This window comes from Mucilaginibacter defluvii (assembly GCF_039543225.1).
GTDB lineage: Bacteria > Bacteroidota > Bacteroidia > Sphingobacteriales > Sphingobacteriaceae > Mucilaginibacter > Mucilaginibacter defluvii.
Map to the genome: position 1 here is coordinate 554,458 of NZ_BAABJI010000002.1, position 16,409 is coordinate 570,866.

Sequence of the window (16,409 nt, forward strand, 5' to 3'; positions counted from 1 at the left end):
CAAAAAGTCAGCGTATAAAAATATTTAACGACATTTTGTCGCGAGAAATATGCTCAAAAAGCATTGGTACAACAGTTGAACATGTTGCGACGAAGTTAGCATTTAAAATATAAAAACATTAGGAGGATATAAAAATGACTTTAGTAAAATTTGGCAACAACAGAAACCGTTCGGTAAGCCCGTTTTTCAGCGATGTGTTCGATTCATTTTTGAATGATTCATTTGTAAGCGACCGTTTAGCGTCTCGTGTTCCGGCAGTAAACATTGCTGAAACTGAAAACGAATTTCATATTGAATTAGCCGTACCAGGCTTAAAGAAAGAAGATTTCAAGATCAATCTTGATAAAAATGTGTTGAGCATTTCTGCTGAAAAGAAAACAGAGAACGTTGACGAGGGTAAAAAATACAGCAAGCGCGAATACAGCTACAATTCTTTTGTACGCTCATTCACCCTGCCTGAATCGGCAGATCAGTCTCGCATCGAAGCTGATTATACCGACGGTATCCTGAAACTTAGCGTTGCTAAGAAAGAGGAAGCCAAAGTACAATCAAGAGAGATTGTTATAAAATAAGTAAGTTTTGTTTTTCATAATAGAGTTGGTTTAATGGGAGGGCTGCCTTACAGGGCGGCTCTCTTTTTTTGCCTTGTCTCAAGCTGCCGGTCACGATAATGCCATTATGTTGAAACGCCGGAAAAAAATCTATTAATTTTGTAGATATTTAATTTAAATCGCTATACCTTAGCTATGGTTAACCATTAAAAACAACATACCATGAGTTTACGACTAGGAGATAAAGCGCCGAACTTTAAAGCGCAAACATCAGAAGGAGAGATAGATTTTTACGAATATTTAGGCGATAGCTGGGGCGTGCTTTTTTCGCATCCTGCTGATTATACACCTGTTTGTACTACCGAACTTGGCCGCACAGCTTCACTAAAACAAGAGTTTGACAAGCGCAATGTAAAGGTGATCGCGCTGAGTGTTGACGGTGTAGAGTCGCACAAAGGATGGATAAACGATATCAACGAAACACAAAATGTTGAGGTGAACTTCCCGATAATAGCAGATGAAAGCCGGGAGATTGCGGAGGCATATGATATGATTCACCCCAATGCTTCGTTAACGGCTACCGTGCGTTCGCTGTTCATCATCGCGCCCGATAAAACTATTAAACTGATCATCACTTACCCTGCATCAACCGGCCGAAACTTTCAGGAAATATTACGTGTGATAGACTCCTTGCAATTAACGGCAAACTACAGCGTAGCCACGCCGGCCGACTGGAAAGAAGGGGAGGACGTAGTAGTGGTACCCGCTATTAAAACAGAGGATATCCCTGCCAGATTCCCGAAAGGTTACACCGAGGTAAAACCATATTTACGGTTAACTCCGCAGCCAAATAAATAATTTTATTTGGATTAATAATTTTTTATATTTGAGGAGATAGATTTGTCTATTCCGCTCTGATTATCAATCCGTTTTATATTCAGTTTGGTTTTAGTAATAATTCTTGTCCACTATAACTTAATACGAAATTAATATGAAAACTGGAAAAGTAAAATGGTTCAATACGCAAAAAGGCTACGGTTTTATTATAACCGAAGAAGGTAAAGATCTTTTTGTGCATTTTAAGGATGTTCAGGGCGGTGTAAATGCTATCAAGGATAATGATTCAGTGGAGTATGAAGTGGAAGACGGTAAAAAAGGCCCACAGGCAGTCAACGTAAAAAAAGTATAAACAAATACCCTTTTATAATTGAAACCTCTGTATGTGCTACAGAGGTTTTTTTATGTAAAAAATTTTATGTTTACGGTTCAAAAACACACCAATTTAAATTTTAATGAGCGATGATATTTCGCGCAAGCAAAAGCGCAATGTAGTATTCCTGGTACTCGTGGCCGCCCTGGGCTACTTTGTTGATTTGTATGACCTGATCATATTTTCAATTGTACGTACGCAGAGCCTTAAAGATATCGGCGTGTCTGACGCGGATATACAGCCCGACGGCGTGTTCATCATTAACATGCAGATGTTTGGTTTATTACTTGGCGGGCTTATGTGGGGCGTTATCGGCGATAAATTTGGGCGCATAAAAGTGCTTTTTGGCTCCATACTATTGTATTCGCTGGCCAACATTGCCAACGGCTTTGTGCACGATGTTAATACCTATGCCGTTATCCGTTTTATAGCCGGCATTGGTTTGGCAGGAGAGCTTGGCGCAGGTATTACGCTGGTAACCGAAACACTTAGTAAAGAGAAACGCGGCTATGGCACTACCATAGTAGCGGCTATTGGTTTGTTTGGCGCGGTGGTGGCATCATTGGTTGGTAAGGAGGATTGGCGCACAGCATACTTTACCGGCGGCGGGCTTGGCTTTTTACTGTTGCTGCTGCGCATGGGCACCTTTGAATCGGGCATGTACAAAAGGGCCGAACAAAGCGCCGTATCAAAAGGTAACCTGCTCATGCTTTTTAATGATCGCAAACGATTTTTTAAATACATCTGCTGTATATTGATCGGCGCGCCGTTGTGGTATGTGGTAGGCATATTAATAACCCAGGCGCCCGAGTTTGGTAAAGAGCTTGGCGCTACCGAGCCGCTAAGTGCCGCAACCGGTGTAATGTTCACTTATATCGGCCTTTCAATCGGGGATATCTTTGCTGGTATACTGTCGCAGATCACCAGGTCGCGCAAACTTACCATGCTCATTTTCCAGGTAGCCTCAACCATTAGTGTAATTGTGTATTTAAGCGCGAAAGGCATTACGCCCGATAAATTTATGTGGCTGAGTTTTATCATAGGCTTTTGCATTGGCTACTGGGCAACTTTTAACACCATCGCTGCTGAGCAATTTGGCACCAACATACGCTCAACTGTAGCTACTACCGTACCCAATTTTGTTCGCGGTGCGCTGATACCCATCAACTTTGCTTTTGATGCCTTGGTTAAACAATACGGCCGTATCACCAGCGGTTATATCATGCTATTTATATTGATCGGCCTGTCCCTTTTTGCGTTGAGCCGTTTAAAAGAGAGTTTTGATAAAGACCTGGACTATATGGAAAGCTAAAAGGGCAATTTGGTTAAATGCTTATTCAATTAACAAAATAGTTACTTTTGCGCTTAATGATAAGCAAAGAACAAATAGCGGCGGATTACCGGATTATACAAAACGAGATATGCTTGGCGCTTGAGGCCGTAGATGGAAAAAGCCGGTTTGAAGAGGAGCAGTGGCAACGCGACGGCGGCGGCGGCGGTATTACCCGCGTTATCCAAAACGGAAACATATTTGAGAAGGGTGGAGTAAATTTTTCGGCGGTGTACGGACAGTTGCCTGATACGATGAAAAAAGCGTTAAAGGTAGAGAACGACGACTTTTTTGCGACCGGCGTATCTATTGTAATTCATCCCAATCAGCCGTGGGTGCCTATCATTCACATGAACATCCGGTATTTTGAAATGCCTACCGGCGATCCGGATAAACAACCATTACGTTGGTTTGGTGGTGGGATTGATCTTACACCTCATTATGTTATTGATGCCGACGCCCAGTATTTTCATGCTTATCTGAAATCGGTATGCGACTCCTGTCATCCTGAATATTATCATCGCTTTAAACAGTGGGCTGATGATTATTTCTTCATCAAACACCGTAATGAAACCCGCGGCATAGGCGGTATATTTTATGACAGGCTTACAGCAAATGATGAAGTGAGTTGGGAAGATATATTTGAATTCTCTAAAAACCTCGGCCGCTCATTCATCCCGATTTACACTGAGTTAGTTGAACGCAACCGCGACACACCATTTACTGAAGAACACCAGCACTGGCAATACTTGCGCCGAAGCCGTTATGCAGAGTTCAATCTGGTTTATGATGCCGGTACAAAATTTGGCTTGGAAACCAATGGGCGTATCGAATCCATATTAATGAGCTTGCCGCCAACCGCTAAATGGGTGTATAACCATACGCCCGCGGCAGGCAGCAATGAAGAGCGGACCTTATCGTTATTAAAAAAAGGTGTAAACTGGGCAGAATGATAAAAAGGCTAATAATTTGCATGGGGGTGATAGCCCTGTGTAGCTCTTTCAACGAGGCATCGTTAAAAGGTGTGTGGCAATATTGCGGCGGCATGTTTAACGGAAAGCTATCGGTTGCACCAACAGAATATACGCTGCAGCGTAAATATAAAAAGAAAGACTTTGAAGCTTTTGTGCTTGAACCTGGCCAAAAGGCGGTGAAATATGAGGTAGGGAACTATCAGTTAATAGCCGATACCTGCCTTGAAACACAAACCTATTGCAGCCAACCATCGCAAACACTAAATAAAACCATAACATACACCTATACCATCAGTAACGATACCCTTAAATTTAAAGGTAAGCTGCCAAACGGGGCAGCTGTTGAGGAGTATTGGAAAAAGGTTAAATAATTGTAACCTTATGCCTTACAGTATATTGTGCACATTAGGTGTTTTTACTAACATACGTGCCAAAAATCATATTAATTCTTAACTTCGCAGGTCGCTTAAGGTGCTATCACCAATAGCGAATTGAAGAAGATTTCTACTTTATAATATAAAATGGCTGACGAAACAGGAAACGACAATCCACAAAGCGAAGACCGTATAATTTCGATTAATATTGATGAACAGATGCGATCTGCCTACATTGATTATTCAATGTCGGTTATCGTATCAAGGGCCCTGCCTGATGTGCGCGATGGTTTAAAACCTGTGCACAGGCGTGTACTTTATGGTATGCTTGATCTGGGCTTGGCCAGCAATAAACCGTATAAAAAATCGGCACGTATTGTTGGTGAGGTATTAGGTAAGTATCACCCGCACGGCGATACCTCAGTTTACGATGCCATGGTACGTATGGCGCAGGATTGGAGCCTTCGCTACCCGTTTGTTGAAGGTCAGGGTAACTACGGCTCAATAGATGGTGATCAACCGGCGGCCATGCGTTATACCGAGGCGAGGCTGCAAAAAATTGCCGAGGAAATGCTGGCCGATATCAATAAGGATACTATTGATTACCAGTTAAACTTTGACGACTCACTGGAGGAGCCAACCGTTCTTCCATCTAAAATACCCAACCTGCTGGTTAATGGTGCGTCGGGTATTGCCGTAGGTATGGCAACCAATATGCCGCCGCATAACCTTACCGAGATAGTAAATGCTACAGTAGCGCTGATAGATAACCGCCAGATAGAGGTTCCGGAATTGATGCAGTACATCAAAGGCCCGGATTTTCCAACAGGTGGTATTATTTACGGTTACGAAGGTGCTAAACAAGCATTTGAAACCGGCCGTGGCCGTATCGTTATCCGCGCACGTGCAGAGATCGAAACTTATAACAATGATCGTGAACGTATTATAGTTACCGAGATACCTTACCAGGTAAATAAATCGGTGATGATTGAACGTACTGCCGAGTTGGTCAATGAGAAAAAGCTGGAAGGTATTTCGGCTATACGTGATGAATCAAACCGTGAAGGTATACGGGTGGTTTACGAGATCAAGCGTGATGCCAACGCGGCTATTGTATTAAACAATTTGTATAAATATACTTCACTGCAAACCTCTTTCAGCGTAAACAACATCGCGCTGGTGCAAGGCAGGCCAATGTTGCTTAATTTGAAGGACATGATCCATCATTTTGTTGAGCACAGGCATGAAGTAGTTATCCGCCGTACAAAATATGAGCTGGCTGAAGCTGAAAAGCGCGCGCATATATTAGAGGGCTTACTGATCGCCCTTGATCACCTGGATGAAGTTATCCGCCTGATCCGTGCATCGTCAACACCTGATGAGGCCCGCGAAGGTTTGATCGAGAAATTCGGACTGAGCGATATCCAGGCTCGTGCGATATTAGACATGACCCTGCGCCGTTTAACCGGACTGGAGCGTGATAAGATAAAAGACGAATATGCTGCATTAATGGAGCAGATCAACTACTTAAGATCAGTACTTGCCGATGAAGGCCTGCGTATGCAGATCATTAAGGATGAACTGCTTGAGGTTAAGGAGAAATTTGGCGACGAGCGTAAAACCGAAATGGTACACTCATCAGCCGAGATGCAGACAGAAGACTTTATTTCTGACGATGATGTTGTAATCACTATATCGCATGAGGGCTACATTAAACGTACGCCGCTTACTGAGTATCGTACGCAGGGCAGGGGTGGTAAAGGCTCCATAGGCAGCAACAGCCGCGATCAGGATTTTATAGAGCACTTGCTGGTGGCCTCAAACCACAACTACATGCTGTTCTTTACTGAAGCAGGGCGTTGTTTCTGGTTGCGTGTTTTTGAAATACCCGAGGGTACACGTACCTCAAAAGGCCGTGCGCTCCAAAATATTATCAATATCCCTAAAGAGGAGAAGATCAAAGCTTACATTAAGCTTACCAGTCTTAAAGACCAGGAGTACCTCGAGAATAACTATATTATTATGTGTACCCGTAAAGGTACCATCAAAAAAACTTCGTTAGAGGCATATTCCCGTCCGCGTGCTAATGGTATTAATGCCATTAATGTAAACGAGGGTGATACATTGCTTGAGGCAAACCTTACCAGCGGAAGCAGCGAAATTGTAATGGCGCTTAAATCGGGCCGTGCTATACGCTTCAACGAGTCGACTGTTAGGCCGATGGGTCGTACTGCAACAGGTGTTCGTGGTATATCACTTGATAATGATAATGACGAGGTTATCGGCATGATCAGTATTGATAACCCGGAAACTACTGTACTGGTTGTATCAGAGAAAGGTTATGGTAAACGTACTGATATTGATGATTACCGTGTTACCAACCGCGGTGGTAAAGGCGTAAAAACACTTAATATTACCGAAAAAACCGGAAACCTTGTTGCCATAAAAGGTGTTACTGATGCTGAGGATTTGATGATCATTAACCGTTCTGGCGTAGTGATACGTATTGCCGTAAACGAATTAAGGGTTATGGGCCGTGCAACGCAAGGAGTGAGGTTGATAACACTGAAGGGTACCGATGAAATTGCGTCGGTTGCGAAAGTTGAACACGATCCGGAAGAAGAAACAATCGCATTGGAAAGCACGACGGAAAACGTAAATCCTGAGGCTGATACCGATAATACAGAACCGGAAGCCGGCGCTGATAACGACGCACCGGAAACTGATAACGAATAATAATTTGGATGCATTGCCGTAAAGTAATACTCACCATTTTGATAGCGCTGTTTGCCGCGCCCTTAGCCTTTGGTCAATCTGAAGCGCTGAAGACTGTGGCAAACAGCCTTGGTTTTTTTCAGCAAACAAAGGATATCAACTGGCTCGGCAGGGCAAAAAAGTCTATCGATAGTTTAATTACCAGTCGGCGCGATTCAAATAATATCGAGAAAATCACCTATCGAGGATTGGTATATGCCACTATATTACAGGTAGATACAACCAATAAATTAAACCAACCCGGAGACTTTTTTAATACTACTGCTGAGTTTGTAGACAACAAACTGTCCAAACACCCAAAGATCAACCGCTACCCGGACGAGCTAAAGTTTATAAGGCAGTGTCTGGCAAACGCGGCTATACGTGTCGGTTTTAGCTATATGAACCGGTCGGACTTTACCAATGCCGAAAAGTATTTTAGTCGTGCGCATTTTTACGATCCATCGTATAAACCACTTAATGCCTACCTGGCTTACTCAAACACCAAACTGGGTAACCTGCAGCAAGCGGCTAATTTTTATAATTCACTTATTGATGGTAATAACATCAAGCCCGAATACATTCAAACCGCAGCGAATATCAATATGGCGGTGGGGGATACCGCGCGGGCACTTGACATCATAAAAAGGGGGAAGACTTTATTACCTGGCGACAAGTACCTGTTAATGGATGAAGCAAATATCTACAATAACAAAAAAGATTATAAAGCGTTAGAACCTTTGGTGCCTAAGCTTATTGCTGAATATAAAAACAATCCGGATGTGATATTTGTGGCAGCCAATTGTTACGATCAGCTTTCGAAATATGATAAAGCGGAAGAGCTTTACTTGCAGGCGATTGAATTAAATAGCGTAGCTTTTGATCCGGTTTTTAATCTGGGGTTGTTATATTATAAAAAAAGCGCCATTGATAAGAAAGATGACGACGTTTTAAAAGATATTTATTATGCATCAAAATGGCTGCAAAAAGCCGCTGAGATTTTACCGACTGATGTTAAAAGCTTACAACTGTTGCAGCAAATATATCAGCACACAGGAAACACAAGGCAATTAAATAAAGTAAACAATAAACTTAAACAGTTAACTGATAAAGTATCTTATGAAAATTAAACTTTTAACGGCTGGTTTGCTGGCTCTTGCTACAACTACAGCCTTTGCACAGAAAGGTGAGCTTAACAAAGCTAAGGAAGAGTATCAGAAGTATGAAAGTACTAAAGAAGCAATGGCTGCCGTAGCGGTAAAAAGCTTAGGCGAGGCCAAAACTGCAATTGATAAAGCAGCTGCGCACGAAAAAACTGCAAATTTGCCGTTAACCTATGCGGTAAAGGGTGTAGTTTACGCAGCCTTAGCATCTCGCGATAGTGTTGAAACAACAGCTGCGCCTTTACAAACTGCAGCTGCCGAAGCTGTAAAAAAAGCTAAAGAGCTTGACACAAAAGGCGACGACAAAGAATTAAAAGAACTTATCAATAACGGTGAGCGCTACCTGGCACAATACGCGTTAAATCAAGGTGTGAAACATTATCAGGCCGGTAAATACAGCCTTGCGTACACCTCATTTGATACTTACCGTCAAATTTTACCGGAAGATACTAATGCAATTTATTATACCGCTCTGTCAGCAGCAAACGCGGGTAGGGATGATGCCAAATTTTTGCCAATGGCTGTAAGTGGTTACCAAAAATTGCTAACTACCAACTACAGCAAAAAAGCGGATATTTATAACGACCTGGCAAGCAGCTACCTGATGAGCAAAGACACCGCGAGCGCTTTGAAAACGGTATCAGAAGGTGTGCAAAAATTCCCGACAAGCGCTAACTTACGTTCACGCGAAATTGAGATAAGCCTTGTACAAGGTAAAGAAACCGAGGCCGTTTCAAAAATTGAGGCCGCTATTGCCAATAGCCCTAAAGACAAAGCTTTATATTACTATGGCGGTATAACTTATGCCAAGGTTGCCGACATGGCCGACAAAGATGCCAAGAAAGCTAAAACCCTGGCTGCTAAGGCGCCATTGTTAGCTAAAAAAGAGCAAGCATACGCCAAATCAGCCGAGATGTATAAAAAAGCGCTTGAGCTTGATCCGAACTATGCTGATGCCGCGCTTAACTTAGGTTTTGTAATGGTAAACCCGGCAATTGATGCTTATAATGCAGCCAATGCGTTACCGGTTAACAAACAAAAAGAATATGTAGCTGCAGTAGCTAAGGCGAATAGTTTATTTGACGCTGCAAAGCCTTATTTAGATAAAGCTGTAGAATTAAATCCAAAATCACCTGAAGCATTAACAAATCTTAAAACCTATTACTTAGGTAAAAAAGATACAGCTAACGCCAACAAAATTCAAAAGCAAATAGAAGCGCTTCAATAAGAAATAGGGCCTGAAGAAAAGGCCCTATTAAATTTTGGTTTTATTTAACATAATATTAATTATAGGAAAACGAAAAAATCACTTATAGTTCTTTGAATGTCTGGCATTTATATAACTATTAAATTCAAAAATACGCTCCAAATCTTTTATTAAATTTTTGGTGCTACTTCATATACTTAGTGATATTAACGCTTTTAAAATAAAATTATGGACAAAATCTTATTCACTCAATTAACAGTTGGTAGCCTGGTGGCTTATCCAAGTGGCCGCCAAAACTATTTGGTTTCTGCCGCTCACGCTGACTATGCGGTTTTTAAAAATGCTCGAACTTCCGAATATACATTGGTGTTGAAAAACAGCCCCAAAACGCCGGATTATTTCTACAGTATTAAAAATGCCGCATAAAAATGATTACTCGTGTATTGTGATTTGCGATACCGGTGAAGTTAAAAAATGGACTTATGTTCATGGTCTTTATGGTTTTTCTAAGTTCTTGAATGAAAAACATCCTGGTTGGCATTATTTCAATGTCTATAATAGACGAACCCGTGAATATTTGGCTCGTTTTTCGCCTAATGATTTCATACCTCAATTTATTTAAACTATAAATCTAAAACTAAGTGCAAAAGCTTATTTATGTTAGGCACTCCTATAGGTTGTGCTTTCCTAAAAATGAACCTGTTTATTTCTTTTTGTTGTTATCTTATTTTACTACTGTTCCCTTTAAGCTTGAATACGTGGTTAAAGATGGCGGTGATGTATTTATATGTCAGTTCCTGAACCGTGAACGTGCTTTGGTTGACGCTGTAGAGTATATTAATAACAATCTTCCTGCGGTTAATGCCGCTTAATTTCTATTTTTTTTTAACCTTTAAAATCTTCACAATGGCTAAACTATTCTGTTTACTTGTGGACGGTCATTTGCTGTCTGCGGGTTCGGTCGTTGGTACTAAATTGGATGATGGTTATGATTACGCTTTGCGTGGTAAATTAATCACTGCCGATACTGCCGACGCTGCAAAATTTGGCGGCGAACAAAAAGCCGTTTCAATCGGGAAACAAATTAAAGAACGGGCAAAAGATCAGGGTTTTGACGCTGAGGTCTGTTTAATGGAACTTGAACCAACGTTTGTTCGAACGATTTAGTTACTTCTTCTACCTATCTATATAAATTAAAAAATCTCAGTTATGGGAATAGTGCGAAACGCTTTTAATAAAGCATCTAAACGTATGTTATTGCGTTATTTGGAACAATATTATAAAGATGTACTCATTGAATGGGTACGTCTTAATGACGTACAAAAGCCAAATATCAAACCTACTACCTTTCTCTTTTGGGATAGGCGTTTACGTGCCAAACTAAAATCATGTGAGTTTTTGTTAATCGAACTCGGTTCGGAATTATTTAAAAATGTCAAAAAGGCTCCAAGTATTAGAAAAACCCTTACAATTGAGGGTCGGGGTGCAATTGCTTTGGATAAGCAATCATCTGTACACCGTAAACGTAAAGTCGGATAACGGCGAACGTGTTGAATACACGTTTCCACTTAAAATAGCGCCTCTGTGTGATGAGATACACACTGTTCCTAAATCGAACGTGGGTATACCTCTTGCTGAACTAAAAGATGAGGCTCGTCTTTCGTTAAAGTTTTCCGACAAAAAACATTCCCGTTTTATACCTCGTGAAAACATCTTCTTCCGCAATAGCGGAATTGCTCGAAATTGAACAATTCTCTGCTAAGGCATACTCTGACGGCGAAGTTAAGGGTGTTAAAAAGTTTTCCATTGGTTACGGTCACCAAATTAGACCTAACGAACAATATTTACTTACTGCGACAATTAATAAGGCTAAAGGCATGGAACTATTTGCGTCCGATTTGGCACCTTTAGAAACTCAGGTAAATAAGGGTTCCAAGCATGCCCTTAATCAGTCGCAATATGATGTATTCGTTAAATTTGGTTATAACGCCGGAACTGGCTCTTTAGCTAAGGTTTTAACAACCTGGAATACTACGCATGACGTTAATAAAGTTGCTGAACATATCAAGCTTTATAAATACACCACAAAAAATGGTGTTAAAGTTGTTTCCACTGGCTTGGTCGAACGTCGTGCTGCTGAGGCTTTAGAATTTGTTAAAGCCTATCCAAAATCATCTTTATTTCTCGCCGTCGGGGCTTTGCTCCTCGCTCGTACTTTTTTTTTAACCTTTAAAAACTAAACTATGTTCACTGTCCTAATGATTTGGGCTGCCTCTACGCTTATTTGCATACTGTGTGGATGGTTTGATGAACCTATTTATTAACCTCTAAATTTAAACTAACATGTTTTACGTTGTTTCAATTGCTCATTCCTTGTTTTTAGCCGGTAATTCAGTAGATAGCGGTGGCGTTACTTTTAAGTTTACAACGTCCTGTATGGCTGCTTCTCGTTTTTCAACTGCTGCCGGTGCTAAGGCTGCGCTTGATGGTATGTTATACCTGTGTCCCGGTGCTGACCCTGAACTCTCTAAAATTGCTTCGGTTCGTAGTGTTAATTACACGCTTGATGTTCAATACGTAAAACCTTAAACCCTCAAATTATGTATGTTATCGCTTTGCCCTGTGGTAATTACGTTGGCAAGCAAAAACGCCGTTTTACTGATACCGTGCCCGAATGCTCGGCGTATAGGTTTAACTCCCGTTTAGCCGCAAGAATTGTAAATACCCACCGTAAAGGCACTATTCGTAAACTCAGTGCTTAAACAAATTTCTCAGTTAGCCTCTAACGATACTGTTCAAAACGTCGCTATTGGCTCTGCTCCTCCTTTTACTGTTTTATCAAATAGCGATCTCGGAACCGTTAAGGCTACCGTTATAAGCTTAATCCTATCTGCTGTTACTCAGGTGGGCTTTACCCTAATTAAAAAACTAATTAAAAAAATCAATGGCAAACCTAACCAAAAAGAACCGCCAACAATCTCAAACGCTTAATGATCTTTCACAATTAGCAGACTTACCGGCTGTTGCTGTTACCTCAAACGCTAACGACGCTGTAATATTGCCTAAAGACGCTCATTTTAGCCCTGATGAGCAATTTATGTACGTTACTTCGCATAAATTGCGCCGCTCTGTTATAAAGGGCAATTTCAAACATGCTAAATTGCTGCTTCCTATGGATGTATTTCGCCGTTTAACTGCTATAGGCATGGCTAACGGCGTTACCTGGGATGAGGTATTACGTGCTGCTATAGATCGTGAATTTACCTCTATCGAGCCGTTTAAAGGCGCTTTAGAGTTCCTCCCCGTTCCTGCTACTGATAGTACACAAGCTGCTTAGTCCTTGACTGATTGTTCCAAGATTTGTAACACGGAACAATCAGTCTAACCGGTTAGACTTTTCATTAATTTATCCACTAATTTAACCCATTTACATTATGGCATTCTTCGGCATGTTTGGTACTCGCCGCCGCTCTTATGGTCGCCGTTCATACGGTTCACGTAACTACGCCCGCCCTCGTTATGGTTTCTTTCGCCCTCGCCGGTTCTTCCGCCGCCGTCGTTGGTAAATACTAAATAGTCGTTTAAGGCTCTGTTAAAAATTACTTACTTCAAATTTTTACTATGCGTCGTCGCAATAATAAAATGCTTCTTTTAGCTGTACTTGGTGTAGCTGCATTCTTTTTTAAAGATAAACTGGTTGAAACGTTCAATAAGATCACGAACAAAACTGCCGCTTAATCTTTCCTTAACACAATTTTTTAACAATTCTTTTTCTACTATTTAACATGATCGTTAAACACTCCGAACAAAAAAATAACGTCTATACCTCGCAAACAATCAACGGTTTTTCGGTTAAGGCGTATTTAAATGTAACAACCTTTAACAATGGTGATGCAACCTTGGGTTGCTCAAAGGTTGATTTCTCAAAATGTAATTTTAAGGTTACCCTGCAACGTGACGGTAAAGATCACGTTTTGGTACAGGATAACTTAAAAGTTATCGGTTTAGCTTCTACCCTTAACACAATTCAGCAACAAGCGTTTTACGCCGGTACTGATCACGTGGTTAAGTTGGGTAACGGTAAATCTATCGTTGCTTTCAATATTCCGCTTGGTGGCTTTCTTCGTGTAAAAGATACCGATAAGCTAATTGTTGAGGTGACTATGCAAGAGGGTGTTTTCCCTGATGCTAATTACCTCCAAAACTCGTATATCGAGTTTAAGACGCTCAAATCTATCGGGTATGAACAATACATACCGTTCATTCGTACTCAAAATATTCAGCAGGGCAATACCTCTGAGCAATTTTCAATCGGTTCAAACGTTCTCCGTACCGCTTTTATCAATTATGATAAAACGGATTTTCAGAATAACGTTATCGTTAACATGTCCGTTTCTTCAGACCGTTATGTTGAATCGCTCAATTATGGCGATTTGATTAACATGAAAACTGCAAGTTTTTCAAAGTTGCCCTCAAATCTTTGGGGTGATGCCGGTGCGGCTTTTGAAGCTGACCAAAGTTTCCTAATTACTGACTTTACAAATCAGTTTAACGACCTGGTATTAGACGTTTCCTTTAACGGAGATCAGGTTGCTCAGTCAAAAAACTACCTTGTTTGGTGGTCATATAAGACTGATGCGTCAATAGTTCAAAAAGCCGAACAATTGGCATCAAAGCATCAAGATAAACTTGTGGCTGATATCGCTAAAGCAACTGTGTAATGGGCTTCTTTGGTTCTATAGGTAAAGCGCTTGGCTCTGTTGGTAAAGCAATTGGTAAAGGTGCCAAATCCGTTGGTAAAATCGCATTAGGTGCTGCCAATACTGCGCTTGCCGCTACTACTGGCGTTTCCTTGCTTCCTCAACCTACTCAGGCTACCGCCGCCGATATGGTTTATACGCCCTCGCCAATTAATCCTGGCTTGGCCGCAAATCAGCAATATATTTCAAATGCAACTGCCGGTGCTTCAATTACAGGCGCTTCCCCCGGTGGTCAATCCTGGGGCGAACTGCTCAAAGGTGCCGCTCAGGTTTTGAGCGGTAATAAGCCGGTGCAATTTGAAGTTGGCGCAAATCAAAATACAATGCCGTCCTGGTTGTTGCCGGTCGGCGTTGGTGGTGCCTTGCTTATCGGTTTGATGGCTGTTTCTAAAAAAGGTCGTCGCTAATACAAACTAAATATTTAGTTATTGCCTTTCATCTATTGCCGCTTTTAGGCATCTTTTAAATGATGTTCTTCCTGGGTGCGCTTTAAAACCGTGCTTTAGTTGATTGGCTTTAACTTTCTATTAGTTAAGTATTTATTATCTCTTAATTGTTATTCAACTTTATATTTTAAACTGTGAAAATTCAAAACTTAATAAGTAAGGTATTACTTAAAGTCGCTCCTATTACTGCTCCTGAACATGATGATATTCAGCGTAATATGGATGTTTGGTTCTCTAAACAACAAGAGGCTGCAAAGCTTAAAAAAACAGCACTTGCCAATAACGAACCCGACGCTAAACCGCTTACGCTTAAAGATAAGGCTATTCTTGTCCTGGATGAGTGGTATGTTAAGGCGCTTTTCGCAATATCTTTCATATTTATCGTTCGCTATATTCAAGATTTCATGAACCCCGGCGACGATGGTGGTGAGGACGATTACCCTGAACATGGTAACTAATGAGATATACAAAGATGCGCTCCTTTAGGGGGCGCAAATTTGACCTTAAAAAAGGTTTTGCGTCTGCCGGTAAATATTCCGGCTATATAAACATGGCTATGCTCGCCGGTGGCGGGTTGCTTGTTTATACTATTTACAAAAAGTTCTTCGGTTCTACTCTTTTTCAGTCAGCAAGTAAAGATGTTGACAAAGATGGTTTAGAACACTTTACAAGTCGTCCTGCTGCTGAGGGTTCCGGTCTTGAAAGTTTGAAAAAAAGTTTAGCTACTCAGGGTTATAGCCCTAATAACACGCATGTTACAAGTGCTAACGCTTTAAATCAAATGCTTGATCGGTCGTCTGTTGATGAGGACGCTATTTTGAGGACTGTTAAATCTATGTCTATTCAGACTTTTCAGTTAGTCGCTATCTGTTATGGTCAGCGTGAATTGAAAAATTATCGAAATTCGATTGCTCATATTTTCGATGGTGATGTTTGGAACGATATGTTTCTTTCCAATGGCGGTTCAAAATTATACGGTACACTCCGTTATCATTTGACCGTTGTTTTAAGTGATAAGGAACTTAAACAAATTCAAAGTTGGATATCTAAAGTACCTTAATGCAATTTGATCAAAAAACTCATTCTGACCTTATAGTTAAGAATATAGACTATTTTACTGAGGAATGGGTAAAGCAATTAATTACTGATAGCTTTTCGGATAAGCCTCGTATGGTTAATCCGTTTGTAGGCTGTATTCAATTTCCTGGTAAATATTTTCCTAATAATAGTACTGATGAAAAAACCTCTCAGTTTCAAACACGAACTTATGTTGGTTTAATGCAGTTTATTCACCCCGCTCTTGATGTTTCTTTAGATGTTGACGGAAAACCGTCTTTTACTCTGTTAGAATATGAGTTGGATGGTGAGTTGAGGCAATTTGTTTCTATGGCGGGTGGTGACTTAATGGCGGGTGCTACGTCTTTCCGTTCATTTATTGCCGGTCTGTACCCTAACGCAAATCAGCCTTTGCCGTTTAACCCTCTTGCGGTTCACATTGTTAGGAATATTAATATCTCCGGTGCTAAGTTTTCAATCGTTGGAAATTCTTTTCAGCAAACGGGGCAAACTTCGGGCGCTCATACTGCGAATTACTCTTTCTCAATTTCTATCTCAGGTTATCGGGTTTTAGCCGAATAATT

21 protein-coding genes are annotated in these 16,409 nt (G+C 41.0%); all 21 read left to right on the plus strand.

What is annotated here, in order from left to right:
- Positions 1–134: 134 nt before the first annotated feature.
- The 21 genes from ABD960_RS08685 (at position 135) to ABD960_RS08785 (ending at position 16,407) form a co-directional block, all read left to right on the plus strand.
- Positions 135–572 carry an Hsp20/alpha crystallin family protein gene (locus ABD960_RS08685; protein WP_345330652.1) on the plus strand — a complete coding sequence of 146 codons (438 nt, stop codon included), beginning with the start codon at positions 135–137 and terminating at the stop codon, positions 570–572.
- A 201-nt stretch (positions 573–773) separates the two neighbouring features.
- Positions 774–1,409, plus strand: a complete 636-nt coding sequence (locus ABD960_RS08690) for a peroxiredoxin (protein WP_345330654.1) — start codon at positions 774–776, stop codon at positions 1,407–1,409.
- A gap of 133 nt (positions 1,410–1,542) precedes the next feature.
- On the plus strand, positions 1,543–1,740 hold the full coding sequence (locus ABD960_RS08695) for a cold-shock protein (protein ID WP_232175771.1): 198 nt from the start codon (positions 1,543–1,545) through the stop codon (positions 1,738–1,740).
- A gap of 103 nt (positions 1,741–1,843) precedes the next feature.
- Positions 1,844–3,073 carry an MFS transporter gene (locus ABD960_RS08700; RefSeq protein WP_345330658.1) on the plus strand — a complete coding sequence of 410 codons (1,230 nt, stop codon included), beginning with the start codon at positions 1,844–1,846 and terminating at the stop codon, positions 3,071–3,073.
- Between the two features lie 56 nt (positions 3,074–3,129).
- Positions 3,130–4,044 carry an oxygen-dependent coproporphyrinogen oxidase gene (hemF, locus tag ABD960_RS08705; protein ID WP_345330660.1) on the plus strand — a complete coding sequence of 305 codons (915 nt, stop codon included), beginning with the start codon at positions 3,130–3,132 and terminating at the stop codon, positions 4,042–4,044.
- Complete coding sequence (locus tag ABD960_RS08710; protein ID WP_345330662.1) at positions 4,041–4,436, plus strand: hypothetical protein; 396 nt, start codon at positions 4,041–4,043, stop codon at positions 4,434–4,436. The genes hemF and ABD960_RS08710 overlap by 4 nt, the downstream gene beginning before the upstream one ends.
- Positions 4,437–4,586: 150 nt before the next feature.
- Complete coding sequence (gene gyrA / locus ABD960_RS08715) at positions 4,587–7,175, plus strand: DNA gyrase subunit A (protein ID WP_345330664.1); 2,589 nt, start codon at positions 4,587–4,589, stop codon at positions 7,173–7,175.
- A gap of 8 nt (positions 7,176–7,183) precedes the next feature.
- Positions 7,184–8,323: a tetratricopeptide repeat protein gene (locus ABD960_RS08720; RefSeq protein WP_345330666.1), complete on the plus strand. Its 1,140-nt coding sequence runs from the start codon at positions 7,184–7,186 to the stop codon at positions 8,321–8,323.
- A complete protein-coding gene (locus ABD960_RS08725) occupies positions 8,313–9,584 on the plus strand; it encodes a tetratricopeptide repeat protein (protein WP_345330668.1) in 1,272 nt (423 codons plus the stop codon). Before ABD960_RS08720 ends, ABD960_RS08725 begins: the two co-directional genes overlap by 11 nt.
- Positions 9,585–9,791: 207 nt before the next feature.
- On the plus strand, positions 9,792–9,989 hold the full coding sequence (locus ABD960_RS08730; protein ID WP_345330670.1) for a hypothetical protein: 198 nt from the start codon (positions 9,792–9,794) through the stop codon (positions 9,987–9,989).
- A gap of 215 nt (positions 9,990–10,204) precedes the next feature.
- Entirely contained in the window at positions 10,205–10,435 is a 231-nt protein-coding gene (locus tag ABD960_RS08735; protein WP_345330672.1) for a hypothetical protein, read from the plus strand.
- Positions 10,436–10,469: 34 nt separating this feature from the next.
- Positions 10,470–10,730 carry a hypothetical protein gene (locus ABD960_RS08740; RefSeq protein ID WP_345330674.1) on the plus strand — a complete coding sequence of 87 codons (261 nt, stop codon included), beginning with the start codon at positions 10,470–10,472 and terminating at the stop codon, positions 10,728–10,730.
- A gap of 42 nt (positions 10,731–10,772) precedes the next feature.
- Positions 10,773–11,102, plus strand: a complete 330-nt coding sequence (locus ABD960_RS08745; RefSeq protein WP_345330676.1) for a hypothetical protein — start codon at positions 10,773–10,775, stop codon at positions 11,100–11,102.
- A gap of 164 nt (positions 11,103–11,266) precedes the next feature.
- A complete protein-coding gene (locus tag ABD960_RS08750; RefSeq protein ID WP_345330678.1) occupies positions 11,267–11,803 on the plus strand; it encodes a lysozyme in 537 nt (178 codons plus the stop codon).
- 103 nt (positions 11,804–11,906) lie between these two features.
- The gene (locus ABD960_RS08755; RefSeq protein ID WP_345330680.1) at positions 11,907–12,152 is read left to right on the plus strand and encodes a hypothetical protein; all 246 of its coding nucleotides are present in this window, start codon (positions 11,907–11,909) and stop codon (positions 12,150–12,152) included.
- A gap of 355 nt (positions 12,153–12,507) precedes the next feature.
- Complete coding sequence (locus ABD960_RS08760) at positions 12,508–12,900, plus strand: hypothetical protein (protein WP_345330682.1); 393 nt, start codon at positions 12,508–12,510, stop codon at positions 12,898–12,900.
- 448 nt (positions 12,901–13,348) lie between these two features.
- The gene (locus ABD960_RS08765; RefSeq protein WP_345330684.1) at positions 13,349–14,284 is read left to right on the plus strand and encodes a hypothetical protein; all 936 of its coding nucleotides are present in this window, start codon (positions 13,349–13,351) and stop codon (positions 14,282–14,284) included.
- Entirely contained in the window at positions 14,284–14,730 is a 447-nt protein-coding gene (locus ABD960_RS08770) for a hypothetical protein (RefSeq protein WP_345330686.1), read from the plus strand. The genes ABD960_RS08765 and ABD960_RS08770 overlap by 1 nt, the downstream gene beginning before the upstream one ends.
- A gap of 173 nt (positions 14,731–14,903) precedes the next feature.
- Complete coding sequence (locus ABD960_RS08775) at positions 14,904–15,227, plus strand: hypothetical protein (RefSeq protein ID WP_345330688.1); 324 nt, start codon at positions 14,904–14,906, stop codon at positions 15,225–15,227.
- Positions 15,227–15,829, plus strand: coding sequence for a hypothetical protein (locus ABD960_RS08780; RefSeq protein WP_345330690.1), 603 nt, complete (start codon positions 15,227–15,229; stop codon positions 15,827–15,829). Before ABD960_RS08775 ends, ABD960_RS08780 begins: the two co-directional genes overlap by 1 nt.
- Positions 15,829–16,407 (plus strand): hypothetical protein, encoded by a 579-nt coding sequence (locus ABD960_RS08785; RefSeq protein WP_345330692.1) that lies wholly within the window; start codon positions 15,829–15,831, stop codon positions 16,405–16,407. Before ABD960_RS08780 ends, ABD960_RS08785 begins: the two co-directional genes overlap by 1 nt.
- Positions 16,408–16,409: the final 2 nt, after the last annotated feature.

Coding starts and splice junctions, on each gene's coding strand:
- ABD960_RS08685 (WP_345330652.1), top strand. CDS start 135: ATGACTTTAGTAAAATTTGGCAACAACAGAAACCGTTCGGTAAGCCCG.
- ABD960_RS08690 (WP_345330654.1), top strand. CDS start 774: ATGAGTTTACGACTAGGAGATAAAGCGCCGAACTTTAAAGCGCAAACA.
- ABD960_RS08695 (WP_232175771.1), top strand. CDS start 1,543: ATGAAAACTGGAAAAGTAAAATGGTTCAATACGCAAAAAGGCTACGGT.
- ABD960_RS08700 (WP_345330658.1), top strand. CDS start 1,844: ATGAGCGATGATATTTCGCGCAAGCAAAAGCGCAATGTAGTATTCCTG.
- hemF (WP_345330660.1), top strand. CDS start 3,130: ATGATAAGCAAAGAACAAATAGCGGCGGATTACCGGATTATACAAAAC.
- ABD960_RS08710 (WP_345330662.1), top strand. CDS start 4,041: ATGATAAAAAGGCTAATAATTTGCATGGGGGTGATAGCCCTGTGTAGC.
- gyrA (WP_345330664.1), top strand. CDS start 4,587: ATGGCTGACGAAACAGGAAACGACAATCCACAAAGCGAAGACCGTATA.
- ABD960_RS08720 (WP_345330666.1), top strand. CDS start 7,184: ATGCATTGCCGTAAAGTAATACTCACCATTTTGATAGCGCTGTTTGCC.
- ABD960_RS08725 (WP_345330668.1), top strand. CDS start 8,313: ATGAAAATTAAACTTTTAACGGCTGGTTTGCTGGCTCTTGCTACAACT.
- ABD960_RS08730 (WP_345330670.1), top strand. CDS start 9,792: ATGGACAAAATCTTATTCACTCAATTAACAGTTGGTAGCCTGGTGGCT.
- ABD960_RS08740 (WP_345330674.1), top strand. CDS start 10,470: ATGGCTAAACTATTCTGTTTACTTGTGGACGGTCATTTGCTGTCTGCG.
- ABD960_RS08745 (WP_345330676.1), top strand. CDS start 10,773: ATGGGAATAGTGCGAAACGCTTTTAATAAAGCATCTAAACGTATGTTA.
- ABD960_RS08755 (WP_345330680.1), top strand. CDS start 11,907: ATGTTTTACGTTGTTTCAATTGCTCATTCCTTGTTTTTAGCCGGTAAT.
- ABD960_RS08760 (WP_345330682.1), top strand. CDS start 12,508: ATGGCAAACCTAACCAAAAAGAACCGCCAACAATCTCAAACGCTTAAT.
- ABD960_RS08765 (WP_345330684.1), top strand. CDS start 13,349: ATGATCGTTAAACACTCCGAACAAAAAAATAACGTCTATACCTCGCAA.
- ABD960_RS08770 (WP_345330686.1), top strand. CDS start 14,284: ATGGGCTTCTTTGGTTCTATAGGTAAAGCGCTTGGCTCTGTTGGTAAA.
- ABD960_RS08780 (WP_345330690.1), top strand. CDS start 15,227: ATGAGATATACAAAGATGCGCTCCTTTAGGGGGCGCAAATTTGACCTT.
- ABD960_RS08785 (WP_345330692.1), top strand. CDS start 15,829: ATGCAATTTGATCAAAAAACTCATTCTGACCTTATAGTTAAGAATATA.